Below are 26,373 nucleotides of genomic sequence, written 5' to 3'. Positions count from 1 at the left end.
TCAGGACCTTACAACAGCCTTAAATTTGCATTTACTCAGGCAGACGCCGCATTTTATGCAGCGGCTGTCATCGATGGCATGGGGCTGCTTCCGCTGGCCCCGGATGGCCTGAACCGGGCAGTTCTTAAGGCAAAGACCGCAGCCCCGGCACAGGTTCTCATCAATGCGGTAACGAACAAGTTCAGCACACACTCCGGCAGGGCAACGTTTTTCCACGATGTGGGCCATGTATTCTTCCCTAAAATACTGCAAAGTGGATAATACAGGATTGGGACAGGCCTGTCCCAGCCCGCAGAGAGAAGTATTTTTAACCACCCGGCACAGCCTCTCCAGGTCAGCCAGATCATCCAGCGTGGCCTCACCCCGGCACATTCGTTCCAGGATTTCCAGCATGCGCTTGGTGCCTTCCCGGCAGGGAGTACATTTGCCGCAGGATTCCTTCTGGGTAAAGGCCAGAAAGAAGCGGGCCACATCCACCATGCAGGCGCCCTCGTCCATGACCACCATGCCACCGGAGCCAATGGTGGCCCCCACCGAGGATAAGGAATCAAAGTCCACCGGCAGGTCCAGGTGTTGTTCCGCCAGGCAGCCGCCGGAGGGCCCTCCCAACTGTACCGCTTTAAAGGCCTTGCCGTCCCGGATCCCCCCGCCGGTGCCAAAGATAATCTCCCGTAAGGTTTTTCCCATGGGGACTTCCACCAGCCCAGGATTGACAAGGGAACCACTTAAAGCGAATATTTTTGTACCGGGGGATTGTTCCGTACCCAGCTTGCGGTATTCCTCTGCCCCCATTTGAATAATCAGCGGCACATTGGCCAGGGTTTCCACGTTGTTGAGAACCGTAGGTTTCTCCCACAGGCCTTTTTCCGTGGAGCGGGGGGGCTTGACCCTGGGCATGCCGCGCAGCCCTTCAATGGATGCTTGTAAGGCGGTACCCTCGCCACATACAAAAGCCCCCGCCCCTTCTTTCAAGTCAATGTCAAAATCAAACCCGGAATTTAAAATGTTTTTACCCAGCAGGCCCCATTGTCTGGCCTGTTGGATGGCTGATTTTAACCTCTTAATGGCCAGGGGATATTCTGCCCGGCAATAAATGTATCCTTGATGGGAACCCACGGCAAAGCCCGCGATGATCATTCCTTCCAGCACCGAGTGGGGGTCGCCTTCTAACAGTGAACGGTCCATAAAGGCCCCGGGGTCTCCTTCGTCGGCATTGCAGATGATGTATTTGATTTCCCTTGCTGCCCTGCGGGCGGCGGCCCATTTTTTGCCCGTAGGGAACCCGGCTCCCCCTCTGCCCCTGAGTCCGGATAGCTGGATTTCTTCAATGACTTGTTCAGGGGTCATATGCTGCAACACCTTGACCAGACTCCGGTAACCTCCCACCGCTACGTAATCAGAAATTTGCTCGGGATCGATGTGCCCGCAGTTAGTTAGCAAAATCAAGGTTTGCCCGGCATAAAAGGGGATTTCGTGGAAATGGGGATAGGAATTGCCAGCCGCATCCCGGTAAACTAACCGCTCCACTATTTGCCCATCAGCCAGGTGATTAACAATATCCCGAGCATCCGCCGGTTTTACCCGGGTATAAAAAATGCCTTCCGGTTTGATATGCACAATGGGCCCATTCTCGCAAAAACCATGGCAGCCAGTTCTTTTCACCGCCACACGGTCCGAGAGGCCTGCCTCGTTAACGGCTTCTTTTAATGAATCAACCAGCCGGGCAGACCCGGAGGATGTACAGCCTGTCCCGCCGCAGACAATGATCTGTTGGTAATTTCCGCCGGAGGGAACCCTGACATTGTTGATATGGTTCTTTCTCTTTTCCTCACAGCCCTTATCGGTATGGCAAAAGGGACCTGCCGTGCGGCAAAGAACATAGTTTGAACAGGGTGTAGCCGGGGAATGGGTGCATTTAGAACAGCAGTTGTCCATTAAATTGATCATTGGTTACGTCCCCCTATTCACAGTCAGCAATCTTTTTTACAGCCTTGTCAGGCGTTAATTGACCCTCGGTCTCTTCATTAACCATCATGACCGGCGCCAGTCCACAGGCTCCCAGGCAGGCCACAGTTTCTAACGTAAAACGCAAATCCTCAGAGGTTTCTCCGGTTTCTACCCCCACATATCTTTTAATGGCCTCCAGCACCTTGCTGCCGCCCCTGACATGGCAAGCGGTTCCCTGGCACACTTTTATGATGTTGCGCCCCCTTGGCTTTAAGTGAAACTGGGAGTAAAAGGTGGCTACGCCATAGGTTCTGGATAACGGTATTCTTAGTCCGGCGGAGATCTCCCTCAACAGTTCCGGAGAAAGGTAGCCGAATATCTCCTGGGCCTGCTGCAGGACAGGTATTAACGCCCCCGGTGTATCTTTATATTTTAAAAGCAACTGCGCAAGCTTCATTTGCTTGTCCTCACAATGGCATTCCTGCATCAATCCGCCCCCCGATGTTATTTTTACAGTGATTATTGTACTATTTTTATGTACAAAGTTCTATTACCAATGTACTACGCTGTCGAAAAAAGAAGACCCTGATAAGAGTAATCAGGGTCTCTCTTTAACCTATCAACCAGCTAGAATTTCTTTTTCATAGCGGTGGCAAGGCAATAGCCGGCGCCGCCCCATAACAGAATCATGGCTAAAACCATCATAAAAATAGCGCTACCTGTCAAGTGTCACGCCCCCTTTAACCAGAGACTGCTCGTCTTTCCATTTCACGGAAGCCATCAAAATCCCGCCAACCATGATCACGATTAATACAAACCAACCCATCCAGAACAGGGCGTCCGGCGGGTACCCCTCATAGGGCTTTTTCAAGTCACTGATTAATGTCATGATGCCAGTGTAACCGGCCACCAGGGGTGTAACAACTTTAATGGAGAATAACCACCAGTTGCCAACCTTGAAATCAGAAATGGGATTGACGTGATCCTTAATGGATTTCAGGTTGAATAACCAGCCGATCAACAGGACCTCCAGCAGGCCGCCGAACACAATGCCAAAGTTATTGGTAAAGTGGTCTACGATATCCAAAATATACAAACCGGCGCCGGTGGCAAACAACAGGCTGCAGGCAGCGGCGGTACCGGTATAGATTACGGTTGCTTTCTTCCGCTCCATATTAAACTTATCCATGAAGGCTGCAATGGCCGCTTCATTGATGGAAATCAAAGAAGTAATCCCTGCAAAGGTCAGGGCCAGGAAGAACAGAACTCCAAAGAGCGGGGCCGCACTACCAAGGGTACTGATGGCCGCCGGGAAGGTAATGAAGGCCAGGCCTACACCCGCACTGGCAACCTCTTTTACGGCTACTCCCTGGGTAAATGCCATATGACCCAGGATACTGAACACCGCCATACCAGCCAGCAAACTGAAGCTGCAGTTGGTAAGACAGGTTGTAAAGGCGTTATTAACAATGTCAGATTTCTTGGGTAGATAACTGGCATAAGTAATCATAATGGCAAAACAAATACTTAAGTCAAAGAATATTTGTCCGTATGCAGCGGTCCAAACCTTGTAGTCCAAGAGCCTGCTGAAATCAGGTTCAAATAAGAAGTTTAAACCTGCTGCAGCGCCGGGCAATGTCACGCCGCGGATGGCGATGAATACCACCATAAAGAACAGAACCGGAATTAAAACCTTTGCTACCCTTTCAATTCCCGCTTTGACGCCGGTGTAGATGGAAATGAAAGTTACTGCCCATGCTAATATCAGAGGTAATAAAATTTGTGTATTGATGCCACCCAGTTCAAAGGGGCCGCCGGTGAGTTTTAAGAATTTGCCAAAGAAAAAGTCCTTCGGAGCATCCCCCCAGGCCTGGGTTATGGAGAAGCCAACATAGGATATTGCCCAGGCAATGACAACCACGTAATACACAGCGATAAAGAAACAAACCAGTACCTGCCACCAGCCAAGCCATTCCCAGTTACGGTTCATGCGGGCAAATGTGAGAGGAGCCCCGCCCCGGAACTTATGACCAATACCAAACTCCAAAATCATAATGGGAATTCCCGCGGTTAACAAAGCAAATAAATAGCAAAGGAAGAAGATCCCCCCACCGTTATCCGCGGCCATGTAGGGAAATCTCCAAATATTACCCAGGCCTACGGCAGACCCCACTGCTGCCATGATGAAACCAAACCTGGTTCCCCATTGTTCACGTTGTCCCAACTTTCATACCTCCTAAATAAATGCAATTATTTAAAGAAAAAACCATATTTATGATAAAGGGACATTCCCCCTTTCTAAACATATGTTTTATTTATTGAACAGTTGCTTGCACTTTTAAATTACGACACTTTTTTAAAAATACCTTTTAAATCACATGTACAGATTACTGACATTATTTAAAATGTCTTTTTTTCTATGTTTAATTATCTGACACAGTTTATGTATTGAGGGGTATATTGGAGCTGACCCCTATTTTTCAATAAAATTAAAAGGCCGGTAAAAACCGACCTTTGTGTGGCGCTATGAAATTTAATCGTTACCCTCCGTACCGGTAACGTTATTTTCACCTTGATCCTCTGCCAGCGCTTCCTCCTCTTCTGCTTTCCTTTTAGCCTTTCGCTTTTTCAGCCAGTCCACCAGTTTTACAATGGAAGCGCTGAGCTCAAAGAGCAGGTACATGGGAGTAGCCATCATCAAGGGAGTAATAATGTCCGGTGAAGGAACCAGCACGGCGCCGGCCACCACCGAAATGAGGATGGCCATTTTCCGTTTTTTCACCATCCACTGGTAATTGATAACACCCAGCTGGGCTAAAAGAAATACTGCCAGGGGAAGTTCAAAAATAACACCAAAGGGCAAGATAAACATCATGGCAAAGGATACATAATTGCCAATGGTCAGCATGGGCAAAAGCTCCTCACCGCCAAAGTGCAGCAGGAACTTTACCCCCATGTTGAACACCGTATAAAAAGCAAACAGAATACCGCCGATAAAAAACACGTAGGAAACCACCACAAAGACGGTGAAATAAACCCTTTCCATCTTGCGCAGAGCCGGCATAATAAAGGCCCAAAATTGCCACAGGGTCACAGGCAGGGCTGCCAGAAAGCCCAGAAAAAAGGAGAGCTTTATTTTGGTCATCAGGGCTTCCATGATGCCGATATAATGCATCTTATTTCCGGTGGCAAGAACCGGTTTGAGAATGATTTCCAATATACGGTCACTAAAGAACCAGCATACACCGGCCATAATGAAGGTGGCCACTAAAGAGATGATCAGCACCCGGCGGAGTTCCTCCAGGTGCTCCATCATCGTCTGGTCTTGATCTTCGAACAAAACAGATACCCCCTTCTGCTCTGCAAGTTACCCCTGTTAAACCTGCTGTCTTCTGTCTCCCCGCTGGTATCCCTCAGCCTGGGCCAAACGATCCAATTCAACAGTGGCTAGGTCCTCACAAAACAGATCCACTTCCCCGCACACCCGCTCATCGACGGTTTTCAAATAACTTTTGCAGCGTTCACAAAGATATATACGGTATTGTTTACTGTCCTCCAGGGTAATAAACGATGCCTGGGAAGCATTTTCATCCTTACAATAGGGGCACCCAATTCTTCTGTAACGCCATTCGGTTTCGCAACGCCCGCAGTATAACTTGCGGTAGCCTTCCTTGCCGGCCAGCTTGGCCATGGTGGGCTGATCACCGCAAACGGGGCAATGGCTTTGCATCCAGTCATTAAGCTGAACTTGTCCCAAAACGGCCTGTCCGTAGGTTTTGAAAAACGGCCTGAAGGTAACCAGGGCGATAAAATCCAAAAGGTCAACGGGAGCACCCAATAGCCTGGCCCACTTACCTATTTGACCGTCCACCTTGAAGAGAGAGGTGATGAATTCCTTCCTTTGGGATTCAGCCAGTTCCTCCAAGGATTTCAAAAAGGCATCTGAAACAGGCTGTGGGCCCGCCTGCCATTTCTGGCAGGACCGGGCCACAGAAAAGAAACGTTCAAATACCTTTTCCCACTCAATTTCCGGAGGGGCCACCGCCAGGGCGGCTTCCCCCTGTTCCCACTGTTTTATTTGTTGAGGATCCAAAACCACCTTCCACTCTAATGTCTCCGTGTCATTTTCCAGTTCCATTACTTCCAGATAAAAGTTGGCCAGTTTTTCTGTATTGTTCTTTATTTCCATTAGAGCAACTCCTTTGAGTTTCTTTTAGGCTGTTGCCTTGTGGTGGTGTTCCTCATGTTCCAAAATATTGAAATTCTCTACGATAAAGCAGTAAGCCAGGCAGCCGATGGCCACAAGGCCAATACTGACGGCCCATTCCATGACGGAGGGGAAGTACCAGCCGCCCAGGGCCGCGGACATACCGGTAAACACAACGTTCATACGGTTGAAAACGAGACCCCCGCTCACCAGAACACCAAAGGTAATGAGACCCCTGCGGGTGTTGCTCATGCCGCTGAAGGCAATAAAGATGGGAATCACCACACCCAGAATCACTTCCAGAAGGAACAAATTACCTTCCAAATTCCCCTTGAACATCAGACCGAATACGCCCCGAGCTGCCAGATCATACAGCTTGAGAGCCAGGTAAAGAATCATGAACACACCGGAAATGCGGACCAGCCCCCGTAAAACAGGGATGGGAACCTCATGGTTAAATGCCCTGCCGGCCAGGGTGGTTTCAACGCAGATCATGGCGGGTCCCACAAAGAAGGAAGACATCAGGAAAAGCAAGCCGATGTATGGTGACCACCACAGCGGGTAAAGTTTATCCACCATAATAAGGTACAGCCCGCCCAGTGAGGACTGGTGCAGGGTGGGGAAAACAATACCCACAATCATCAATACGGGCAAAGCCTTTTTGAACATGCTGTGGTACTTGGTGCCAACCTTTTCAGTGAGGATTTCGCCGAACTCCAGCACCTGGACGGTGGTGTAGCAGGACACACACCAGAACACTTCAAACAGTACAGAAGCATGACCCCAGGATACAAAGGGGCGCCAGAAGTTAAACCACTGGCCGATATCCATAAACAGCCCGGCCATTACCAGCAGGTAACCCAGCAAGGAAGTCAGCATGGCACTGCGGGCAATGGCATGATACTTGTTTCTGTGCAGCACATGAACGATAATTGCTGTACCGTAACCACCGCCGGCCAGGGCAACACCGGTCAGCACGTCGAAGCCGATCCAAAGGCCCCAGGGCCACTTGTCATTCAAGTTGGTGGTGGCTCCCAATCCTGTGGCCAGACGGTAGCCCATCACGACGATGGCAAGGCCGGCCAGCAGGAGTAATACTTTGCGGGTGGGAGTCATGGTAAACTTCCACTTATACTCCGCAATTTCCTTTAGCAATCCTTTATTTGCCGACATTATTTTTCCCCCCAATAACCATTTGGTTCGTCTTTTTTCCGCTGCCTACATGTGAACATCTTTCTTGCCGCTCTCGGAAGCGACCTGCTCACGGCGCTTGGTATAGTGGTACAAGACGGTTAGCAAGGTACCCCAGCCCACAGCAATGATCGGTGTCCATTTGAGGAAGTTGTGGGAGTACTCCGGCAACGGTCTGGTACCCAAGTTTGGACGGAAGCCAAAGGTTTCAAAGGGCACGTCGGAGATATACAGCCAGGATGTGCCGCCGGCTTCTTTCTCACCCATGATCTTCTTGATATATTTAGGATCGCTGTTAATGCGGTTACGGGCCTCTTGGAGCAGTTCATCCCGCTCACCGAACTTTAATGCGCCGGTGGGGCAGGTATCCACGCAGGCAGGCCTCAGACCATAACCCAGGCGGTCATACTTGCCCTCGGGATCAAAGCAAAACTGGCATTTGGCCACCAGGGGGAACTGTTTATCCCACTGGTATTTGGGGACATCAAAGGGACAGGCCAGCATACAGTAGCGGCAACCCACGCAGAGGTGAGGATAGTAATGGACCGCACCGGTTTTAGGATCCCTTTGCAGAGCCTTGGCAAAGCAGGCCGAGGCACAGGCCGGGTGCTCGCAGTGCATGCACTGCCTTTTGGCAGACCTTATTGTATAATCGTTATCCTTTTTCACCACTTCGATCTGGACCGTGGTGTAAGTATAGCCGTTCATATCCGGCGGGCTGGTAAGGCCTTCCTTAAACTCTGGGTTGCTTGACGGCAGGTCGTTCCACTGCTTGCAGGCCACCTGGCATGCCTTACAGCCCATACATCTTGTTATATCAACGAGTACGCCTTTTGGCACTTTTTACACCCCCATTAGCACTGCTCTTTTAATGTTTGCCGGCTTTCTTGATGTTGCACAAGAAGGCCTTGTATTCCGGAATATTGGTGTTCGGATCGCCTACACTGGGTGTCAGGTCGTTGGCCGAAGCCCCCTTGGCAATGCCTTGATAGCCAAAGCACCAGGGCATACCGATCACCTCAACCTCTTTACCGTCGACGATAAGGGGCACACATACGCCGGAGACGGAAACCTTGCAGGTGATTTGACCGCGGACGGTTTCAATCACCACATCATCACCGGTCTTGACACCGATCTTCTGGGCCAGTGTCGGCGAAATGTTGGCAAACATATGAGCGGAAATTTCTGCTAAGGTCGGGCAGTTTCGAGTGACAGCGCCGCTCTGGTAGTGCTCAATTACCCTGTGGGTAGTGCCCACATAGGGATATTTTTCACTGGCGGTTTCAGCCAACTTGCTGAAGTCACCCTTGAATCTGGTTGCCAAAGGCATATTCTGCTGTTTGGACAGGATATTCTTCACCGGACTCTCAATAGGTTCGTAATGTTCCGGCAGCGGGCCGTCATTGACGCCCTTCACCGCAAACAGACGTCCCCGACCTTCCTCCTGCATGAAGAAAGGAACGGTTTTGTCCGGCGGTACAGGGGTCGGCTTGGCGTTAGGATCCTTGGGGTCCTTTGGCGGATCGGCCGCTTTAAAGTCCGGTACATCCGCGGTAACCCACTTGCCTGCCACAGCATCCCATTTCACAAGGGCCTTTTTGGGGTTCCAGGGGTTGCCGGCAGGGTCGGCGGAACAGCGGTTATAGACGATACGGCGGTTGGCGGGCCAGGCGAAGGCAAACTGCGGGAACAGGCCCAGACCGGACTTGTCTTTGAGCAGTTTACGCTTGGCAGCAACGGTACCGGCTTCCTTGTCCATTGCCCAGTAGCCGCTGTGAATCCAGCAGCCGCAGGCGGTGGAGCCGTCATCCTTCAATTGGGCAAAGCCTGGCAATACTTCCTTGGTGGTTACATTGTAACCGTTGATTTCAATGGCCACCTGGTCAATATTAGGCTCCTCTTCGCCGGGCTTGTCGTAGTTCCAGACCATATTCAAAATGGGATCCGGGAACTTGCCGCCGCTTTGGTATTCTTTCTTCACAGCCTTGAACAGCCGGTCGGCAATCCACAGGTCGCTCTTGGCCTCACCCGGCGGGTCGACGGCCTTGTAGCGGAACTGCAGCCAGCGGCCGCTGTTGGTTACAGTACCTTCTTTTTCGTAAGACATGGCAGCGGGCAGGAAGAATACTTCGGTTTTGATCTTGCTGGGGTCGGCTTCCGGCCGGTGCCAGAAGGCAGCTGTTTCGGTTTCAAATAAATCAACTGCTACCAGCCACTCCAACTTCTCCATGGCCTTGCGTCCCTGGAAGGAGGAAGGTCCGCCCACGGCGGGGTTTTGACCCCAGGCGATCATGCCCTTAATTTTGCCCTCGGCCATATCGGAAAAAATACCCATGTGACTGCGGTTCTTGTTATCGTGCTTGGGTATCCAGTCAAAGCAGAAGTCGTTTTCCTTGGTGGCCTTGTCACCATACCAGGCCTTTAACATGCTGATTAAGAATTTGCCCCGGTTGGACCAGTAACTGGTCTTGGGCACGTCTTTGTCCAAATAGTCCTGCAGTTTGCTGTGCTTATAGGCATAAATCATGGGGTTGTAACCGGGCAGGTAGTGGTTCAGCATGGCAAAGTCGGTGGAGCCCTGCACGTTGGATTCACCCCGCTGGGCGTTTACACCGCCGCCGGCAATGCCGATATTGCCCAAAAGTAATTGTAAGACAGCGAGAGCCCGGCAGTTTTGGGAACCATAAGTGTGCTGGGTAATTCCCATGGCATAAATCACGTTACCGGCCTTGTCCGGTTTTCCGGTGGAAGCGAACAAGTCGTAAACCTTTTTCAGGGTCTCCTTCGGTGTACCGGTAATTGAAGAAACCGTCTTCAGATCATAACGGCTTACGTGTTTCTTTAAGATTTGGAAAACACAGTTGGGATCCTGCAGAGTGAGATCCTTCTTGATGGCCTCTTCCCGAATGCCGTCTTTAGCCGGGTCGCCATCCATCTGGTACTGCCAGGTTTTGGTATCATAGGTCTTCTTACCGTCTTTTTCAGTAAGCCCGGAGAACACACCGTCCTCAAACTTGTACTCGGGATTTACCAAAAAGCTGGCATTGGTGTAATGCAGAACATAATCTTTAAAATACAGATTGTTTTCAATTATATAGTTGACCATTCCGTTTATAAAAGCAATGTCGGTACCGGGACGCAGGCGTACATGGACGTCTGCCAAGCCGGCGGATTTGGTCAATCTTGGATCAACCACAATTAACTTGGCACCCTTGTCCTTGGCCTTGACAATCCATTTCATGGCCTGCGGGTGGTTTTCTGCCGAGTTGGAGCCAATCATCATAAACACGTCTGTGTTAATGAAATCAATAAAGTGGTTGGTCATAACACCCCGTCCGAAAGAAGCAGCCAGACCGGCTACCGTGGAGGAGTGTCAGAGGCGGGCGTGGTGCTCAATATTCAGGAGCCCCCACGATCTGAACATCTTGTGGAGCAGGTAGTTTTCTTCATTATCCAGGGAAGCGCTGCCAAAGGTGGCGATGGCGGTGGTCCTGTTGACCGTTACACCCTTGTCATCTTTCTCTTCGAAAGTGGCATCCCGGGTGGACTTAATTCGCTTGGCAATCTCAGATAGGGCCCATTCCCAGCTTTTTTCTTCCCACTTGGTGCTGCCGGGGGCCCTGTAAAGAGGTTTGGTAACCCGCAGTTTGTTGATGACGCGGTTCCCTTTTTTTTCAATTGTGTTATAAGTATCAATAATGGCATTGCCCTTGGAACAGACGGAACCTTCATTGATGGGGTGATCCGGATCCCCTTCACAGAAAACAATTTTATTGTCGTTGTTGGTATAAAGAATGATGCCGCAACCACAGCCGCAGAAAGCACAGACTGTGTAGGTTTCTTTTACTTTTCTGATTTTAGCGGGTAATTTCTCTCCGGTAATTTTACTGTGGGACTCAGAGGCCAGGGCGGGACTCGCCACTAAAGTCAGCCCTGCAGTCCCCAGTCCAAGATTTTTTAAAAAATCGCGCCTGCTTATTTTTCTCATGTAACCTTTAACCCCCTCGGTTTAACCGGGATTCTTTTGTATGGGTTGCTATTTGTCGGATTCTTCTTTTGCCTGAGCAGATTTTTCTTTTTCTTTCTTCTCTTCCTGCTCAAAGCTGGCCGATGTGGCCCGTCTGAACTCACTTACGGTCTTGCCCATGGCTTTACCCACCTCAGGCAGCTTACCGGGTCCGAAGATAATCAAGACCACAATTAAGATGAGAATGAGGTGAGTTGGTTGAAAAATTCCCTCGAAGAAGACGTTCACTCCCCTTTCCATTTTTTGTGTTTTTGGGCATCGATAAAATAATGTCAAGATGCCACAAATATTAAGTTATGCTTGTATTCATTATGCCAACAATCAAGGTGCTTGGCAACATGAATATAAAACGATGTCTGAAAATTTCATAAACTTTCAAAGAACGGGTTCGTGAACAGCCTCTAAAATTGGAAAAACGCTTGTACTTAGACCCTCCTTTCCAAAACTTTATTATACAAGTATAATAATAGTATATTTTCGGAACAATTAAAAAATACTGGTTGAACTATAGCCAAGTATATGGGCTTAAATATTTCTATTGTCAAGCCTGTTCTTCTATTATCTTAATCTTTATACTATTGGGGAATTTTTTCACTAGCGAAGTAATTTAGTTAGTAATCTTTGTGGGTTGGATGTAAATAAGAATTAGAAAGTTGTGATAGAAATTGGATAATAAAAGCCCTTTTTCTGCTGTTATTCTCGCTGGCGGCAGCAGCAGTCGTATGAAAACAAACAAAGCCATGCTAAAAATTAACGGTAAGACCCTCATACAGATCATTATCGACCGTCTGATTCCGCATTTTAAAGAAATACTGATTATTAGCAATCAACCCGAACATTATTCTCATTTTGGCTTACCCATTTATGGTGATATTTTTCTCAATCGGGGTCCTCTGGCGGGAATTCACAGCGGCCTTACACACATCGCTTCCCGAGGAGCCTTTTTTGTGGCCTGTGACATGCCCTTTGTGGACCCCCGGTTGGCCAGGCAATTGACAACCGACCTGCATGTTTATCAAGCTGTAGTGCCCCGGCTGGGCCGTTTTTTTCAGCCCCTTCACGCTTCCTACAGAAAAGACTGTTTGCCTGCGGTGGAAAATGCCCTGCAGAAGGAAAACCCAAAAATCATGTCTTTCTACGACTTGGTTAATATAAAATATTTTGATTTTGACCAATACCCGGAATACCAGTGGGATCGGGTTTTCTTCAATGTCAACACCCCGGAAGATTATCAACTGGTTCTGAATATGGAAGGGTAAAACACGGCGAGAAAAGTCCTGCGTCCATCGGTGCAGGACTTTTCCTGTTCAAAAAAAATAAAGCAACTTGCTTTCTCTTTGCCTATTTTCACCGGGCAGGGTTAAAGGGATGTTCCTACTTACCCCGATCTTTTTTTACGTTCTCCGGTTTACGGGCGGGTTCCGGTGTAGCCTGCCTCATGACATCCCGCGGGTGGAATATGGCCGGTCTGGTGTTCCTGACAGATACCGGCGGGCGGACCAGTACCGCAAACATTTCTTTGGCGTTGAAGGGAATTAATGGCCACATGTAAGGAACACCCAGGGATTTGGTACGGACCAAATAAGCCAGTACCAGCAGGGTTGCAATGATCAATCCGGGCAGTCGGAAGGCAGCGGTGGCAAGTAAAAGGAACAGCCTGACAATCCTTACAGCCCAGCTCATTTCATAACTGGGAATCATAAAGGATGCCACTGCGGCAATGGCCGTGTACATGACCACTTCAGCATTGAACAGTCCCACCGAAATGGCTACATCCCCCACCAGTAAGGCGGCAATGATACCCGTTGAGGTTGCCAGAGGGGACGGGGTATGTACCGTAGCCAACCGGATCATGTCGATGGCCAGTTCCGCTAACAGGAACTGCCCGATGAGGGGAATCTTCCCCGGTTCATTGGGACCTATAAACTTCAAGGCCGGTGGAAGCAGTTCCGGTTGTATGGCAAACAGGAACCACAGCGGCAACAAGAATAGGGCTGCCAGGATACCAATGTAGCGGACCCAGCGAATGTATACCCCTACCGGCGGACCCTGCCGGTATTCTTCCGCAGCTTGCAAATGATCCCAAAGGGTACAGGGGGCAATAATAATGCTGGGGGAAGTGTCCACCATCACTAAAACCCGCCCTTCCAGCAGGTGCGAAACAGCCACATCCGGGCGCTCGGTGAAGCGGACTTTGGGAAACAGGTGTCCGTATTTGCCCGGTTGAATCAGTTCCTCAATGGCCTTCTCCGCCATTGGAATACCATCGATTTTAACCTTTTGCAAGTTCTCTTTAATCTTTTTAACCAATTCAGGATTGGCAACATCTTCAATGTAAGAAATAACAATGTCCGTTTTAGACCGGGTACCCACTTGCATCACTTCATTGCGCAGCCGGGGATCTCTTAACCGCCTCCTGATGAGCAGTGTATTCATTAACAAAGTTTCCACAAACCCGTCCCTGGGACCCCGCACGACCTTTTCCAGGTCCGGTTCCTGGGGTGAACGGGAAGGATACATCCGCAAATCAATAATTAACGCCTGCTCCTCCCCTTCGATCAACAACGCCAGGGGACCACTTAAGACCTGGTCAATGACCTTTTCCAGTTCGTCCACCGCTTCCACCTGGATATGGTTGATATGCTCATTGAACAGCTTCTTTAAGCTGTTGGGACTCACATCGCCCCTTTTTAGTTCATCCAGGTTGCGTAAAATCAGTGCCATCACATCATCTTTTACAAACCCGTTGATAAAATACATGGCAATTTCTTTGCCGGCAACATTAAAGCGCCTCAACACAATGTCAAAGCTTTTACCATAGCCCAGGGTACTGTTTAAGTAAGCGATGTTTCTCTCCAGGTTGGCAGATACCTTTGGCGCTTCTTTTGCTTCTGCTCCCATTTAAAACCACTCCTTTCTATGATTTCCTGTAAAGCCCGGGTGGTTACGGACGCCCCGTAATGATAATCATCCGCCCCGTTCATTTTGCCGATGTCTCCAATGCCCACCACCAGCCGTCTTAATGAGTTCCACCAACTGCTGACCGTTCATACGGGACGGGTTTCCCGCGGACATGGAAATACACCTGGCTCCGATATTTCTGGCAGCAACCTCCAGGGTGCGGCGGGCCACCGGGTCGCCGTCGGTTACAAAGATCACATTTCTTTTTTTTGTCACCCAGGTCACCTACCCCTTCGGTTTAAACACCAGGGCAGCCAGGTAGCCAAATACCACCGCTGCCGTAATGCCACCCGCTGCGGCGCTTAAAGCCCCCTTGAAAACACCTAAAATCCCGGTCCTGCGGGCTTCTTCAATGGCTCCCTGGGCCAGCAGGTGCCCAAAACCGGTCAGGGGTACGGTGGCGCCGGCTCCGGCATAATCCACCAGAGGCTGGTAAAAACCCAGGGCGCTGATGATGACCCCGGCAGTCACAAAACCAACCAGGATATGTCCAGGGGTGACTTTATAGTTGGTCAAGTCCATAAGAAGCTGCCCGATTAAACAGATACTCCCTCCCACCAGGAAAGCCTTCAGCAGCATCCTTTCCCCTCCTTAGCCTGCATCTATGACAACAGCATGTCCAATGCCGGGAATGGATTCCCCCTGCTGGCAGCTGCAGGGAGAGAGCAACGCTCCTGTGCCGATGCCCAGAAACCTTTTTATCCTTCCCTGCTTCATTTGATCCAGTATGTGACCGCAGGTGACCACCGCTGAACAGGCACAGCCGCTGCCCCCGGCATGGGTGTCCTGGCTTTCATCAAAGATCAGCGTACCGCAGTCGGTATAACTGTCGGAAAGGGCCACTGCATTTTGCTCTGCCAGCTTAACCACCAGTTGCCGGCCATATTTGCCCAAATCTCCGGTGGCGATGAGATCATAATCCCCGGGGGATCTGCCCGTATCTTTCAAATGCTGTAACAGAGTGTCTGCGGCAGCCGGGGCCATGGCCGCCCCCATATCACTGGCGTCCATTTCACCAAAGTCCGTGACCTTGCCGACAGTGGCATGGGTAATCCTGGGCCCTTGGCCCTGTGATCCCAATACAATGGCCCCGGCACCGGTTACGGTCCATTGTGCGGACATCGCCCTCTGGACCCCCTGTTCGGTGGGGAACCGGAACTGCCTCTCGGCTGTGGCATAATGGCTGGAGGCCCCCACCAGGACATACCGGGCAAATCCCCCGTCAATGAGCATACTGCCCAGAGCCAACCCTTCGTACATGGTGGAACATGCTCCGTAAAGCCCGATAAAGGGAATGGCCAGGCCCCTGGCGGTAAAATTGGCGGCGATGATTTGATTGGTCAGGTCACCGGCCAGCATAAAATCAATATCGCCTGTTTTTAGATTGGCCTTGTGTAAGGCCAGCTCCATAGTTTCCTGAAAGATTCTTTGTTCTGCCTTTTCCCAGGTCTTTTCCCCGTAGTACATGTCCTCCAGGACTTTATCAAAAGAACCTTGCAGCGGTCCTTCGCCTTCCTTTGGACCTACAATACAGGCAGAAGCTGCAATAACCGGGGGGTTGGTAAAAGTGACGGTTTGCAGCCCGATTTTTTTTACTGCTTTAATGGCTGAAACCCTCCCCTTTGTTATAGTGAAAGGACCAAAGTAATTAATCCCGCCAACCAGGCAGTTACAATACCAAAGACCAGCACCGGACCGGCGATGGTAAATAACCTGGCTCCCACCCCGAAGACCATTCCTTCACTGCGAAATTCCATGGCCGGAGCAACCATAGAGTTGGCAAAACCCGTAATGGGAACAATGGTACCCGCTCCGGCGTATTTGGCGATCTCATCATAGATGCCTAGACCCGTTAAAAAGGCTGCCAGGAAAACCAGCACAGCAGCGGTGGCCAACCCGGCATCCTGGGTTCCCAATTCCCTGGCCTTAAAAAAATTCATCAACAGTTGCCCGGCGGCACAGATAGTCCCGCCCACCAGAAAGGCCATGATACCGTTTTTTATCACCGTGGGTTTGGGTTTAACCTGCTGGACCATTTTTTTATATTCTCTCTTCTGCAGCTCGAAAGGATCGGAGGAATTCATTTTACAGTCATTCCACACCACCTTTTGATAGTTTTAGGGACACCTGTACCGGTGTCCCTGGTTTTAAATTACAAACTTAATGGTATTATGTGTCTTATGCCGTCTTTTATGCTTGGGCCGGTGAATGCAAAACAATAAAAAATCCGGCCGCTTTGACCGAATTTTTTCAGCTGCCGGTTTCCATAATTAGTTTCTTTAATTTTCTTAAGGCCTGACGCTCCAACCGGGATACCTGGACCTGGGAAAGTCCCAGGCGGAGGGCTACCTCGGACTGTGTCTTGTCTTCAAAAAATCTCCACAGCAGGATCTGCCTGTCCCTTTCGGGAAGTTCAATCAGCAACTGCTTGACCGCCAGTTTCTCCAGCCAGGGGGAGTCCCCGTCCTCTTCCCCCCTTAACTGGTCCAGAATATAAATGGGATCGCCGTCGTCCTGATGCAGTGTTTCGTAAATAGAGGTTGGCGTTTGAGCAGCTTCCAGGGCATTAACCACTTCTTCCCGGCCAAAGCCCAGTTCATCGGCGATTTCGTTGATGGAGGGTTCCCGTCCCAACCTGGCCGTCAGGCGGTCCCGGGTCTGTTGAATTTTATAGGCGGTTTCCTTCAGGGAACGGCTTACTTTTACCGGGCTGTCGTCCCTGAGAAAACGTCTTATTTCACCTACTATCATGGGTACTGCATAGGTAGAAAACTTTACATCATAGGACAGGTCAAACTTGTCAATGGCCTTCATTAATCCGATACAGCCAATTTGAAACAGGTCCTCCAGTTCGTAACCCCGGTTGTTAAACCTCTGTACCAGGTTAAAGACCAATTTTAAATTACAGTTTACCAATCTTTCCCGGGCTTCCGTGTCCCCGGCCTGGGCCTTTTTCAGCAGATCCCTCATTTCCTTGTCGCCAAGCAGGGGGAAGCGGGGAAGGTTCATTTCTAAAAGCTTGGTTGAACTCATGGGCAGCCCGCCTTTTCTTAATTTGCCCGTGCTTTAGCTCCACGCTGCCCGATTTGTTTAAACATGGTCACCGTGGTACCCTTCCCCGGAGATGAATCCACCTGCAGGCGATCACTGAAAGACTGCATAAAAACAAATCCCAATCCCATTCGTTCAGGGTCGGTGGAATAAGCCGGCTGCATGGCCAGGTCGATATCGGCAATGCCGGCACCGCTGTCTTCCACCCGTATTTCTAAACCTTCCTTATAAATAGTAACGTTCACGCGCACAGTTTTATCCTGTCTATTGCGGTAGCCGTGAATGATGGCATTGCCCACCGCTTCGGAAACAGCCACCTTAATTTCTTCCAACTCCGGCAAGGTACAGTCCAACTGTGAGGCGAAGGCTGCCACAGCCACCCGGGCAAAAGCCACATTTTCCGGAATGCTGGTAAACTCCAGGGTACACCGGTTGAGAATCTTCACCATAACCACTCCTTTTAAACAATCTTGCTCAGGGCTTGGTTTTCATCCGGATAATCTTCCATGATTTGCAGGAGGCCCGAGAGCTCCAGGATTCTTTTCACCTGCGGCTGTGCCCCCACCAGAATGACTTTACCCCCGGAATGGACCAGACGCTTGTAACGACCTAAGATGACGCCTAACCCGGAACTGTCAATAAAGGTGACCCGGGATAAGTTTAAGATTAAGTATTTGATTTTCTTTTCCGTTAATTGATTATCTAAAGCTTTACGCAATTGATCCGCCACACCCAGGTCCAATTCTCCTCCCAGGCGAGCCAGCAAGGTATCCTGTTGATATTCCATGTCCAAGTGCATCCCGCCAGTCTCTCCTTCCTAATATCTTGTTACTGGTGGCAAGTTCTACTTTAGTCCGGGTAATTCCTTCTAAATTTTTCCAAAATGAATGTCGAAAAAGCAGCCGTATGGTGAACGGCTGCTTTTCAAATTAATCCAGGCTGTAAACTCTGTCCAGCATATCATTTAACAGTTGCACAGGTGAAGCTTTCTTGACGTCCCGGGCTGCCACCAGATCCACTTTGAGGACTTCCCGGCCGTCTTTGGTTAAGACATAGTTGCCAATTACCTGTCCCTTTTTGACGGGGGCATCCAGCATGTCCGGCAGGTTCATTTTGCCCTGTACGGTTTTCTCCTGCCCTTTGGGGACCACCAGACCAACGGGATCTTTGGTAATCACTTTAACCTTGTCAATTTCCCCTTTGCCAACCGCAATTTCCTTGACCACCTGTCCTGCTTCGGCCAGGTTCACTGCCTTGTACCTAGCAAAACCATAGTTGAACAGTTTGATGGTTTCCTGGAAATGAGTACGCGGCATGGGACAGCCCAGTACCACCGAAACAAGACGCAAACCGTCCCGTTTTGCCGATGCAGCCAGGCAATAACTGGCTTCATTGGTCCAACCGGTTTTACCGGCATCGGCTCCGGGATACCATTTCAAGAGCTTATTGGTATTCCACAGCTTGAACTCCCCACCCCGGAGGTCATATTCGTAAATGGAAGAAACTTCCCGGAATAAAGGATACCTCAGACATTCACGCAGTATCTGGGCCATATCATAGGCGGATGTATAGTGATTGTCTACTGGCAAACCGGTGGGATTGGAAAAATGAGTATTCTTTAACCCCATTTCCTTAACCTTGTCATTCATCATAGCCACAAAGGCCTCTTCTGAACCGGCAACCTGTTCGGCCATGGCCACACTGGCATCGTTGGCGGAGCCGGTGGCAATAGAAATTAACAATTCCTTTGCGGTCATTTCTTCGCCGGGCTCCAGGAAAATTTGGGAACCACCCATGCTGGCGGCATGTTCACTGATTACCACTTTGTCCGTCATTTTAATTTTGCCCTGGGCCTCTGCTTCGCAGATCAGCAGCATGGTCATTAACTTGGTGACACTGGCCATGGGCCGGGACTGGTGCATGTTTTTATCAAGTAAAATTTGCCCTGAACTGTAATCCATCAAAACAGCCGTCTCAGCAGTGGTTTCCAGCTGGGATGAAGAGGAAGACTTGCTTCCCACGCTGTCCTTGGGAGCAGGCTTTGGCCCCTGGCTTCCCTCACTTTGCCGAGTTTTCGCCGGGTTTTGAGCTGCTGGCACTGCCATGGCGGAAGATAAACAAAGCGTTAAGGATAAGAGTAGACAGACTAAACTGATTAGGATAAATTTAAACTTTCGTTTCATTGACTTTCCCCCTCCAAGGTTCTCTTTTCATCTGCTCCTATTATTGTTATCTTTTGGCGATGTTATATGCTGTAAAAAAGGGAGGGAGTTTTTGGAAAAAATTTAAAGCAACGCAGCCGAACGCTCCACTCGCTTTTGGAATAGCCAGTCTACCTGCTTACCGGAAGTGGTTTGTCAACACTCTGATACTCCTTCTTTTGTTACTTTCCCCAGTATAAGATTTCTTCTGACCGGTGGTTCCTTGCCGATGCTGTAAGCCTGGCGGATAATCTTCTCCGCCAGGACTGCATTTTCTCTATTCGTGGCATATATCTCAAACATTGGATCTCCGGCATTAACCTTGTCTCCAACTTTTTTATGAAGCACCACGCCAACGGACAAATCAATGGCCGAATCCTTTGTGGCACGTCCGGCCCCGAGGGTCATGGCCGCCAGGCCCACTTGTTCAGCCTGAATTTCTCTAACATAACCTTCAACATCAGCAAATACGGTTTGGGCAATGGGAGCATGGGGCAACAGTTCATATCTTTCAATGATCTGCGCATTGCCACCCTGGGCAGTGATGAACTCTCTAAACTTATCCAGGGCCAGACCGCTGTCCAGGATCTGCTCCAGGCGGCTGCGGGCAGTTTCCAGGTCCCTTGCAAGCCCGGCCAGCAGGATCATCTCACTGCCTAATGTTAGACATAACTCACGCAAGTCCCGGGGACCTTTGCCCTTGAGGGTATCAATGGCCTCCTTGACTTCCAGAGCATTGCCTACGGCATTACCCAGGGGTTGGTCCATGTCGGTAACCAGGGCCACGGTTTGCCGCCCCACCCGGGTCCCGATGTCCACCATGGTCCCGGCAAGGGTAAAGGCCTCCCCGGGGCTTTTCATAAAGGCCCCGCTGCCTACCTTGACGTCCAGCACAATGGCATCCGCTCCGGCAGCAATCTTTTTGCTCATAACCGAAGCTGCAATCAGGGGGATGCTGTCTACAGTGGCGGTAACATCCCGCAGGGCATAAAGTTTTTTATCTGCCGGGGCCAGGTGCCCTGTTTGGGCCACCACCGCCAGCTTTACCCGGTTCACCTGGTCCAGAAAGCTCCTGTTGTCCATGGCTACCTGAAAGCCCGGAACGGATTCCAGCTTGTCAATGGTGCCGCCGGTATGACCCAACCCCCGGCCGGACATTTTGGCCACCGGCACCCCCGCGGCTGCCACCAGCGGTCCCAGTACCAGTGTGGTTTTATCTCCCACGCCGCCGGTGGAATGTTTATCTACCTTACGACCGGGTATGGAAGATAAATCTGCCTGGTCCCCGGAACGGGCCATGGCCAGGGTTAAATCCCCGGTTTCCCTGGGAGTTAAGCCCTGAAAAAAGGCCGCCATCAGGAAGGCAGCGGCCTGGTAATCCGGTATATTTTCCCTGGTATAGCCCTCGATAAAGAAGTTTATTTCTTCGGTGCTCAGTTCTTGTCCCCGTCTTTTTTTAAGAATGATGTCCACCATGCGCATGGTATAAATCCCTCTTTTCTCCCTTTTTAAAGTAAAACCTGGGCCGCAAAGCTTGACCCCATCTTAAAGGGCAGGCCGAAGAAATCCGCCAGGGTGGCAGCCACGTCACTGAAGGACGCCCGGGTGCCCAGATTGACGCCTCCCTTCACCGGTTTGCCGTATACCAGCAGGGGAACATACTCCCGGCTGTGGTCGGTACTGTCGGTGGTGGGGTCGCAGCCATGATCCGCAGTGAGGATTAAAACCTCGTCCGGCAGCATGGCATCCATAATTTGAGGCAACCTTTGGTCAAATTGCTCTAACGCCCTGGCGTAACCCACCGGGTCGTTACGGTGCCCGTAAACCGAATCATATTCCACCAGGTTGGCAAAGATGAGGCCCTCCCGGGAGTTTTTCATGAATTTTATGGTTTGGTCTACGCCATCCATATTGTCTTTGACTTTAACCGTTTCGGAAATCCCCACGCCGGCAAAAATATCATAAATTTTGCCCACACCCATTGTCTTAATACCGGCCTCTTGCAGAAGCGTAAGAATATTGGGAGTTGGCGGGGGCACAGCATAGTCATGCCGGTTGGCGGTCCGTTTGAAGGAACCGGGCTGTCCCACAAAGGGACGGGCAATGACCCGGCCCACCCTGTGCTCACCGTCTAACATTTCCCGGGCAATTTCACATATCCGGTAGAGTTCCTCCAGGGGAATAATTTCTTCATGGGCCGCCACCTGGAACACACTGTCCGCCGAGGTGTAAACAATGGGGGAACCGGTGGCCATGTGTTCCTGTCCCAGTTCCTCGATAATTTGCGTGCCGGAGGCCACCACATTGCCCAGCACCCTGCGGCCGATTCTTTTTTCATACTCCGTAATAATTTCCGGGGGAAAACCCTGGGGATAGGTGGGAAAGGGCTTTTCCAAAATAATACCGGCCAGTTCCCAGTGTCCTGTGGTGGTATCCTTCCCCTTTGATTTTTCAGCCATTTTGCCGTAGGCTCCCAAGGGTTCGGCAGTTGCCGGAACCCCTTTAATGGGATGAATGTTGCCCAGCCCTAACCGGCCCAGGTTGGGTAGCTTTAATCCCTGCACTGCCCTGGCCACATTGGCCAGTGTGTTGCTTCCTTGATCCCCATAGTCACCGGCGTCCGGCAGTTCTCCGATTCCCACACTGTCCAAAACAATTAACGTTACTTTGTTCACTTTTCTTTGACCCAAAGGAATCACTCCTTATGCAATGGTTTCTTAAGCTCTCGGGTGGGCGTTGGTGTAAACCTCGCGCAGCCGGACTTTTGTGAGGTGGGTATAAATCTGAGTGGTGGAAATATCCGCATGGCCCAACATTTCCTGCACCGCCCGCAGGTCCGCTCCGTTTTCCAACAGGTGAGTGGCAAAGGAGTGTCTTAACGTGTGGGGTGTGATGGGCTTATCAATTTTCCCTTCCCGGGCATATTTCTTGATAATCTTCCAAAAACCCTGCCGGGTTAATCGCTTCCCCTGCACATTGACAAAAAGCGCCGGGTGTTCTGCTTTTCCCCTGGTTAGTTTGACCCTCGATCTGGACAGGTATTCCCGCACGTAGTGGATTGCCACTGAACCCAGGGGGATAATGCGTTCCTTGGACCCTTTGCCAAAGCACCGGATATAACCCATGTCCAGTTCAACATCCTGCAGGTTCAAGGACACCAGTTCAGAAACCCGGATGCCGGTGGCATAAATCAGTTCCAGCATCGCTTTATCCCTGATTCCTGCAGGATCTGCCAATTGCGGTTGGCTTAACAGGGTTTCCACTTCCGTGGTGGAAAGCACCTTTGGAAGTCGCTGGGCCAGTTTGGGGGATTCCAGGCTGGCGGTAGGGTCTTCCGAGATCACCCCGTCGGCCAGTAAAAAACGGTAAAAATGCTTTAGGGCTGCCAAATGCCGGGAGACGGTGGCAGGCGCCTTCCCTTCCTTTTGTAATTTATAAAGATGCGACAAAATATGGTTCCGGTCCGTCTGTCCCGGGGAAGTAACCCCTTGTCCTCTTAAATGAGTCAGATACTGATTGAGGTCTATTCGGTAGGAGGCTAATGTATTTTGGGCCAGACCCCTCTCAACTGCCAGGTAGTGGATGAATTCTTCCAACCAGCGTTCCATTTCCCTCCTCCTTAACATAAAAAGTAGTCCAAATTTTTTGGACTACTTCAACAAAATCCATAGATTTCCTTTTTTTATTTTTCCCCATGTTTATATTTTAGTAATTGTTCTATTAAATGTTCCAAAATACCATACTCGTTTTCATCGTCACAGGCCTCGGAGACCGGCGCCATTACTTTCATCGGGTTGCCGCTGGGGATTTTCTCCTCTGTGTAAAACCCGGCAGCCTTCAACAGACCCGCCAGCTGCGACAATAAAATAGCCAGTATCATAAGGACCAGCGCAAACCTCAATCCTTTTAAGATCTTATGCTTAATCCTGGTAATGAAAACGACCAGCACACGATACCCTCCTTTTATTTCACTTTATAAATAAATATACCTGACCAAATCCGAAATCAAAAAAGATGGACTATCACAAAAATAGAAATATACCCATATCCTTACAGTAAGGATATAAATATCACGGAGGTGCCCCTATGGATCAAAATCATTTTCGTGCACTAGACAGTCAAAGTCCCTTCACTCTTTTTTTAATCTTAATTTTATTAATATTAGGCACAGAACAAGAAGTAGAACGTTACTTTGACAACGCAAAAACTTTTATTTTAGAAACCAAACGTTCGCTGGAAAGCATCCGGGGAGGATTTGAAAATATGCATGCCAACATGCTGTCCTTCCATAGTCATCTTATGGAATTACAACAAAAAAAATAGTTTCAAGCCGACCCTCAATGCAGGGTCTTTTTTTTGGTATATTGTTTTCTTTACCAAGCATAGGATGAGTTGAGGGTGGTAGAAGTTGGGAGGTGGATTGGTTGCAAAAGGGGAACATATTTTTACTGGCTTTATTATTAATGGGTTTTGCTGCCGACTCTACTTTGCTGGCCACTTCAGCCTGTATTTTATTAATTCTGAAATTAAGCAAGCTAAACCGCTTTATCAATATTTTAGAACGACGAGGCCTTGAGGCGGGTTTGATCTTTTTGATGTTATCCGTTCTCGTCCCTCTGGCCCATGATAATCTGGTTTATTGGGATTTGTTGAAAGCAACCCTCTCACCCCAGGGCATTCTGGCATTAATTGGCGGAGCGCTGGCCACCCATATGAATGGCGAAGGTCTCAAACTGCTAAAACTGGACCCCCAGTTAATTTTTGGCATGGTGATTGGTTCCATTATCGGCATCGTTTTTTTGGGAGGCATTCCCATTGGACCGTTAATGGCTGCAGGTTTGACAGCCCTATTTTTGGAAGTGATTTACTGGTTTAAATAAACAGGCTCCTGCCTGTGTAAGCGCCGGAGCCTGTTTTTTATTCCGTTATCAGGTCATTTAATTAATAAATTCACTGCTGCTTTGGTTAAGTCCGGTGTGATAAAGGCTTCCACCAGACCCGCCGCTGCGGCAATACAGCAGACAACCAGAATCAGCACATGGTACCCGATTAGCCCCGGCAGCACAGGATGTCTGGAATTAAGAAACCTTCTGATGAGAAGCCAGGAAAAGGACAAAGCCACCACACCGGCCATATAGATGGCCGGAATAAGCAGGATATTCTGTGGCACCACCGAGGTCAAGGCAATGACCATCCCTTCACCGACCTTATCCCTGGTCAGAAAACTCACGGTAAATCCCAGGGAAAACCCTCTGGCAAACAGCAGGGCCAGGATGGCCGGCATCCCAATGACGGTAAGCCCCAGAAAATAAACGAGACCGATAAAAAAAAGATTATTGGTAATGGCGCTTTTCACCACCTGGGGGCGGTCCACCATGATACTGCCTGCCTGGTTGACAAAGCTGTCCAAAACCACTGAAAGCTGACCGGCTTGAGAACTGTCCAGGTTGTGGGCACCCCAACTGCCGAAGCAAATCCCGGCAATGAGGGTTACCAGCGCTAACAAATAAATGGGCCAGCTCTCACGCAAGGAGGATTTCCACATTTTTTTAAAACTTTTTGCCAAGCCATCACCCCGCCATGTCCAGGAACTGTTGACAACTCCTGTACATATTTATGCTAGGGGTCAGGCCAAATAGTACCGGGAATCAAGAAAGCCCCGGACCGCTTGATCGGGTCTCAGGGTGTAGACAAACCCGGGGGTGGGTGATTCCATTATCCCCGCAGATCCCGGCCTAAACCTGGGGTGAGGGGGGCAGTGCAGGGGACCTACTTTTTCACAGTTAAAAAACCCTCTTCGATGATCGCCTTCATAATGTATTCAGCCGCCAGCAGGTCCTCCAGAGAGTTGGCGCTGGCTGCCACCACACAGATGCCGGTGTTGTATTGATGAGCCGCTTCTATGGCTCTCCGGGCGGCGGCCCTGGCCGGGGCGGAACCTTTCTTTTTAAGGGTTCTGGCCACCGTGCCGGTGATTATTGCCGGGGCGCCGGCGGTAAAGGCGGCATCGTAAGCAACACCGCCGGTTCCGGTGGCAGCCACCACAACTTTACCGGCCAGGTCACAGATCTTGGGGGTCTCGGCCCCCAAGTTGGGGATAATGGCGGTTACTTCTGCTCCAGCCTGGCACACCCCCGCCAGCAGCCTGGAAGCATTCTCGGCCCTTTCCCGGTCAGTGCCCACCCGGGGTTCCGTTACCAGGACCACGCCGGTTCCCGCCGCCAGGGCCATTTCCGCCGCCCGTCTGCCAATGGCTGCGGGATTCAGCTCCACCGGCGGGGACGCTCCGTCCGGGCTGGCTCCTAAAACAGCCAGAGCCCCGGCATCCAGGGCAGCTTCCAGAGTGGTGGACATGTCGATAACGTCCACCACCATCACCACCAACCCCTCCCGGGCAGCCCGGGCGGCCCCGCTGGCATTGGCTGTAAGGGTAACAAATTTCATCCTGCTAACTCCCTCCCAAGGCTTATCCGATGAAAATATCAAGTCCATAAAATTGTAAGATCCCGCCGCGTCTGCTAAGCCTATCTGCTTTATCTTTCATAAACTGATCTTCTCATACATAATGTCTATCCCCTCCTCATATACTGTCCCATAACCAGTAAGGAGGGACAACCGTGACCCAGGCGTTTATGCCGACAAAGTCTATTTCTTCTGTAAAGCAAAGGATTTATGTAGACTTATACGGGAATATGCAGGTCGGTACAATACTGTGCAAGATTTAATCAAAGCTACACTAAGCTAAGCAGATCCTGGTTGATATAACACAAGTTGTTTACAGTTCTATT

29 protein-coding genes are annotated in these 26,373 nt (G+C 50.1%); 3 read left to right on the top strand and 26 right to left on the bottom strand.

Annotated features, from left to right (window positions below):
• From BUB67_RS11205 to tatA, 10 genes are all read right to left on the bottom strand, one after another.
• A complete protein-coding gene (locus tag BUB67_RS11205) occupies positions 1 to 1,947 on the bottom strand; it encodes an NADH-quinone oxidoreductase subunit NuoF (RefSeq protein ID WP_073239518.1) in 1,947 nt (648 codons plus the stop codon).
• 13 nt (positions 1,948 to 1,960) lie between these two features.
• Entirely contained in the window at positions 1,961 to 2,434 is a 474-nt protein-coding gene (gene nuoE, locus BUB67_RS11200) for an NADH-quinone oxidoreductase subunit NuoE (protein WP_073239517.1), read from the bottom strand.
• Positions 2,435 to 2,574: 140 nt separating this feature from the next.
• Positions 2,575 to 2,673, bottom strand: a complete 99-nt coding sequence (locus BUB67_RS16220) for a MetS family NSS transporter small subunit (protein ID WP_143157069.1) — start codon at positions 2,671 to 2,673, stop codon at positions 2,575 to 2,577.
• Positions 2,663 to 4,171: a sodium-dependent transporter gene (locus BUB67_RS11195; protein ID WP_073239516.1), complete on the bottom strand. Its 1,509-nt coding sequence runs from the start codon at positions 4,169 to 4,171 to the stop codon at positions 2,663 to 2,665. The genes BUB67_RS16220 and BUB67_RS11195 overlap by 11 nt, the downstream gene beginning before the upstream one ends.
• A gap of 309 nt (positions 4,172 to 4,480) precedes the next feature.
• Entirely contained in the window at positions 4,481 to 5,287 is an 807-nt protein-coding gene (gene tatC, locus BUB67_RS11190) for a twin-arginine translocase subunit TatC (RefSeq protein ID WP_073239515.1), read from the bottom strand.
• Positions 5,288 to 5,323: 36 nt separating this feature from the next.
• Positions 5,324 to 6,136, bottom strand: a complete 813-nt coding sequence (locus tag BUB67_RS11185) for a formate dehydrogenase accessory protein FdhE (protein ID WP_073239514.1) — start codon at positions 6,134 to 6,136, stop codon at positions 5,324 to 5,326.
• 24 nt (positions 6,137 to 6,160) lie between these two features.
• Entirely contained in the window at positions 6,161 to 7,327 is a 1,167-nt protein-coding gene (gene nrfD, locus BUB67_RS11180; RefSeq protein WP_073239513.1) for an NrfD/PsrC family molybdoenzyme membrane anchor subunit, read from the bottom strand.
• A 45-nt stretch (positions 7,328 to 7,372) separates the two neighbouring features.
• On the bottom strand, positions 7,373 to 8,185 hold the full coding sequence (locus tag BUB67_RS11175; RefSeq protein WP_073239512.1) for a 4Fe-4S dicluster domain-containing protein: 813 nt from the start codon (positions 8,183 to 8,185) through the stop codon (positions 7,373 to 7,375).
• A gap of 28 nt (positions 8,186 to 8,213) precedes the next feature.
• Positions 8,214 to 11,333, bottom strand: coding sequence for a formate dehydrogenase-N subunit alpha (fdnG, locus tag BUB67_RS11170; RefSeq protein WP_143157068.1), 3,120 nt, complete (start codon positions 11,331 to 11,333; stop codon positions 8,214 to 8,216).
• A gap of 48 nt (positions 11,334 to 11,381) precedes the next feature.
• Positions 11,382 to 11,612 carry a twin-arginine translocase TatA/TatE family subunit gene (tatA, locus tag BUB67_RS11160; RefSeq protein ID WP_073239530.1) on the bottom strand — a complete coding sequence of 77 codons (231 nt, stop codon included), beginning with the start codon at positions 11,610 to 11,612 and terminating at the stop codon, positions 11,382 to 11,384.
• Between the two features lie 425 nt (positions 11,613 to 12,037).
• On the opposite strand from tatA, the gene mobA reads away from it, so the two are divergent.
• On the top strand, positions 12,038 to 12,631 hold the full coding sequence (mobA, locus tag BUB67_RS11155) for a molybdenum cofactor guanylyltransferase (RefSeq protein WP_073239509.1): 594 nt from the start codon (positions 12,038 to 12,040) through the stop codon (positions 12,629 to 12,631).
• A 115-nt stretch (positions 12,632 to 12,746) separates the two neighbouring features.
• On the opposite strand, the gene BUB67_RS11150 is transcribed toward mobA, so the two are convergent.
• The 14 genes from BUB67_RS11150 to BUB67_RS11090 all read right to left on the bottom strand — a co-directional run bounded on the left by BUB67_RS11150 (position 12,747) and on the right by BUB67_RS11090 (position 23,534).
• A complete protein-coding gene (locus BUB67_RS11150) occupies positions 12,747 to 14,273 on the bottom strand; it encodes a spore germination protein (RefSeq protein WP_073239508.1) in 1,527 nt (508 codons plus the stop codon).
• Positions 14,207 to 14,356: a hypothetical protein gene (locus tag BUB67_RS17435; RefSeq protein WP_420795745.1), complete on the bottom strand. Its 150-nt coding sequence runs from the start codon at positions 14,354 to 14,356 to the stop codon at positions 14,207 to 14,209. Before BUB67_RS17435 ends, BUB67_RS11150 begins: the two co-directional genes overlap by 67 nt.
• Complete coding sequence (locus BUB67_RS17430) at positions 14,340 to 14,549, bottom strand: stage V sporulation protein AE (protein WP_420795744.1); 210 nt, start codon at positions 14,547 to 14,549, stop codon at positions 14,340 to 14,342. The genes BUB67_RS17435 and BUB67_RS17430 overlap by 17 nt, the downstream gene beginning before the upstream one ends.
• A gap of 9 nt (positions 14,550 to 14,558) precedes the next feature.
• Entirely contained in the window at positions 14,559 to 14,912 is a 354-nt protein-coding gene (spoVAE, locus tag BUB67_RS11140) for a stage V sporulation protein AE (RefSeq protein ID WP_073239506.1), read from the bottom strand.
• A 12-nt stretch (positions 14,913 to 14,924) separates the two neighbouring features.
• On the bottom strand, positions 14,925 to 15,938 hold the full coding sequence (spoVAD, locus tag BUB67_RS11135) for a stage V sporulation protein AD (protein WP_073239505.1): 1,014 nt from the start codon (positions 15,936 to 15,938) through the stop codon (positions 14,925 to 14,927).
• Between the two features lie 20 nt (positions 15,939 to 15,958).
• Positions 15,959 to 16,417 carry a stage V sporulation protein AC gene (gene spoVAC / locus BUB67_RS11130; RefSeq protein ID WP_073239504.1) on the bottom strand — a complete coding sequence of 153 codons (459 nt, stop codon included), beginning with the start codon at positions 16,415 to 16,417 and terminating at the stop codon, positions 15,959 to 15,961.
• Between the two features lie 166 nt (positions 16,418 to 16,583).
• Entirely contained in the window at positions 16,584 to 17,366 is a 783-nt protein-coding gene (sigF, locus tag BUB67_RS11125) for an RNA polymerase sporulation sigma factor SigF (RefSeq protein ID WP_073239503.1), read from the bottom strand.
• A gap of 17 nt (positions 17,367 to 17,383) precedes the next feature.
• Positions 17,384 to 17,830 carry an anti-sigma F factor gene (gene spoIIAB, locus BUB67_RS11120; protein WP_073239502.1) on the bottom strand — a complete coding sequence of 149 codons (447 nt, stop codon included), beginning with the start codon at positions 17,828 to 17,830 and terminating at the stop codon, positions 17,384 to 17,386.
• Positions 17,831 to 17,844: 14 nt separating this feature from the next.
• A complete protein-coding gene (gene spoIIAA / locus BUB67_RS11115) occupies positions 17,845 to 18,183 on the bottom strand; it encodes an anti-sigma F factor antagonist (RefSeq protein ID WP_073239501.1) in 339 nt (112 codons plus the stop codon).
• A 130-nt stretch (positions 18,184 to 18,313) separates the two neighbouring features.
• Positions 18,314 to 19,567, bottom strand: coding sequence for a D-alanyl-D-alanine carboxypeptidase family protein (locus tag BUB67_RS11110; protein WP_073239500.1), 1,254 nt, complete (start codon positions 19,565 to 19,567; stop codon positions 18,314 to 18,316).
• Positions 19,568 to 19,741: 174 nt separating this feature from the next.
• Positions 19,742 to 21,067, bottom strand: coding sequence for a pyrimidine-nucleoside phosphorylase (locus BUB67_RS11105; RefSeq protein WP_073239499.1), 1,326 nt, complete (start codon positions 21,065 to 21,067; stop codon positions 19,742 to 19,744).
• A gap of 26 nt (positions 21,068 to 21,093) precedes the next feature.
• On the bottom strand, positions 21,094 to 22,275 hold the full coding sequence (locus tag BUB67_RS11100) for a phosphopentomutase (protein ID WP_073239498.1): 1,182 nt from the start codon (positions 22,273 to 22,275) through the stop codon (positions 21,094 to 21,096).
• 27 nt (positions 22,276 to 22,302) lie between these two features.
• On the bottom strand, positions 22,303 to 23,193 hold the full coding sequence (gene xerD / locus BUB67_RS11095) for a site-specific tyrosine recombinase XerD (protein WP_073239497.1): 891 nt from the start codon (positions 23,191 to 23,193) through the stop codon (positions 22,303 to 22,305).
• A gap of 74 nt (positions 23,194 to 23,267) precedes the next feature.
• Positions 23,268 to 23,534, bottom strand: a complete 267-nt coding sequence (locus BUB67_RS11090; RefSeq protein WP_073239496.1) for a hypothetical protein — start codon at positions 23,532 to 23,534, stop codon at positions 23,268 to 23,270.
• 137 nt (positions 23,535 to 23,671) lie between these two features.
• Here BUB67_RS11090 and BUB67_RS11085 point away from each other — a divergent pair, with 137 nt between their 5' ends.
• Both BUB67_RS11085 and BUB67_RS11080 read left to right on the top strand, forming a co-directional pair.
• Positions 23,672 to 23,908 carry a hypothetical protein gene (locus tag BUB67_RS11085; RefSeq protein WP_073239495.1) on the top strand — a complete coding sequence of 79 codons (237 nt, stop codon included), beginning with the start codon at positions 23,672 to 23,674 and terminating at the stop codon, positions 23,906 to 23,908.
• Positions 23,909 to 24,009: 101 nt separating this feature from the next.
• The gene (locus BUB67_RS11080) at positions 24,010 to 24,465 is read left to right on the top strand and encodes a DUF441 domain-containing protein (RefSeq protein ID WP_073239494.1); all 456 of its coding nucleotides are present in this window, start codon (positions 24,010 to 24,012) and stop codon (positions 24,463 to 24,465) included.
• Positions 24,466 to 24,518: 53 nt separating this feature from the next.
• Here the strand turns inward: BUB67_RS11080 and spoIIM are convergent, their stop codons facing one another.
• Together spoIIM and BUB67_RS11070 are read right to left on the bottom strand one after the other, a co-directional pair.
• Complete coding sequence (gene spoIIM / locus BUB67_RS11075; RefSeq protein ID WP_238457031.1) at positions 24,519 to 25,151, bottom strand: stage II sporulation protein M; 633 nt, start codon at positions 25,149 to 25,151, stop codon at positions 24,519 to 24,521.
• Positions 25,152 to 25,354: 203 nt separating this feature from the next.
• Positions 25,355 to 26,029 (bottom strand): hypothetical protein, encoded by a 675-nt coding sequence (locus tag BUB67_RS11070; RefSeq protein ID WP_073239493.1) that lies wholly within the window; start codon positions 26,027 to 26,029, stop codon positions 25,355 to 25,357.
• Positions 26,030 to 26,373: the final 344 nt, after the last annotated feature.

The organism is Desulforamulus putei DSM 12395 (genome assembly GCF_900129195.1).
In the GTDB taxonomy this organism is placed as follows: Bacteria; Bacillota; Desulfotomaculia; order Desulfotomaculales; family Desulfotomaculaceae; genus Desulfotomaculum; species Desulfotomaculum putei.
The sequence above is the reverse complement of the archived record's forward strand: the minus strand, read 5'-3'. Positions and strand labels throughout refer to the sequence as shown.

Coding starts and splice junctions, on each gene's coding strand:
- BUB67_RS11205 (WP_073239518.1), bottom strand. CDS start 1,947: ATGATCAATTTAATGGACAACTGCTGTTCTAAATGCACCCATTCCCCG.
- nuoE (WP_073239517.1), bottom strand. CDS start 2,434: ATGCAGGAATGCCATTGTGAGGACAAGCAAATGAAGCTTGCGCAGTTG.
- BUB67_RS11185 (WP_073239514.1), bottom strand. CDS start 6,136: ATGGAAATAAAGAACAATACAGAAAAACTGGCCAACTTTTATCTGGAA.
- nrfD (WP_073239513.1), bottom strand. CDS start 7,327: ATGTCGGCAAATAAAGGATTGCTAAAGGAAATTGCGGAGTATAAGTGG.
- tatA (WP_073239530.1), bottom strand. CDS start 11,612: ATGGAAAGGGGAGTGAACGTCTTCTTCGAGGGAATTTTTCAACCAACT.
- BUB67_RS11150 (WP_073239508.1), bottom strand. CDS start 14,273: ATGGGAGCAGAAGCAAAAGAAGCGCCAAAGGTATCTGCCAACCTGGAG.
- BUB67_RS17435 (WP_420795745.1), bottom strand. CDS start 14,356: ATGAACGGGGCGGATGATTATCATTACGGGGCGTCCGTAACCACCCGG.
- spoVAE (WP_073239506.1), bottom strand. CDS start 14,912: ATGCTGCTGAAGGCTTTCCTGGTGGGAGGGAGTATCTGTTTAATCGGG.
- spoVAC (WP_073239504.1), bottom strand. CDS start 16,417: ATGAATTCCTCCGATCCTTTCGAGCTGCAGAAGAGAGAATATAAAAAA.
- sigF (WP_073239503.1), bottom strand. CDS start 17,366: ATGAGTTCAACCAAGCTTTTAGAAATGAACCTTCCCCGCTTCCCCCTG.
- spoIIAA (WP_073239501.1), bottom strand. CDS start 18,183: ATGCACTTGGACATGGAATATCAACAGGATACCTTGCTGGCTCGCCTG.
- BUB67_RS11110 (WP_073239500.1), bottom strand. CDS start 19,567: ATGAAACGAAAGTTTAAATTTATCCTAATCAGTTTAGTCTGTCTACTC.
- BUB67_RS11105 (WP_073239499.1), bottom strand. CDS start 21,067: ATGCGCATGGTGGACATCATTCTTAAAAAAAGACGGGGACAAGAACTG.
- xerD (WP_073239497.1), bottom strand. CDS start 23,193: ATGGAACGCTGGTTGGAAGAATTCATCCACTACCTGGCAGTTGAGAGG.
- BUB67_RS11085 (WP_073239495.1), top strand. CDS start 23,672: ATGGATCAAAATCATTTTCGTGCACTAGACAGTCAAAGTCCCTTCACT.
- BUB67_RS11070 (WP_073239493.1), bottom strand. CDS start 26,029: ATGAAATTTGTTACCCTTACAGCCAATGCCAGCGGGGCCGCCCGGGCT.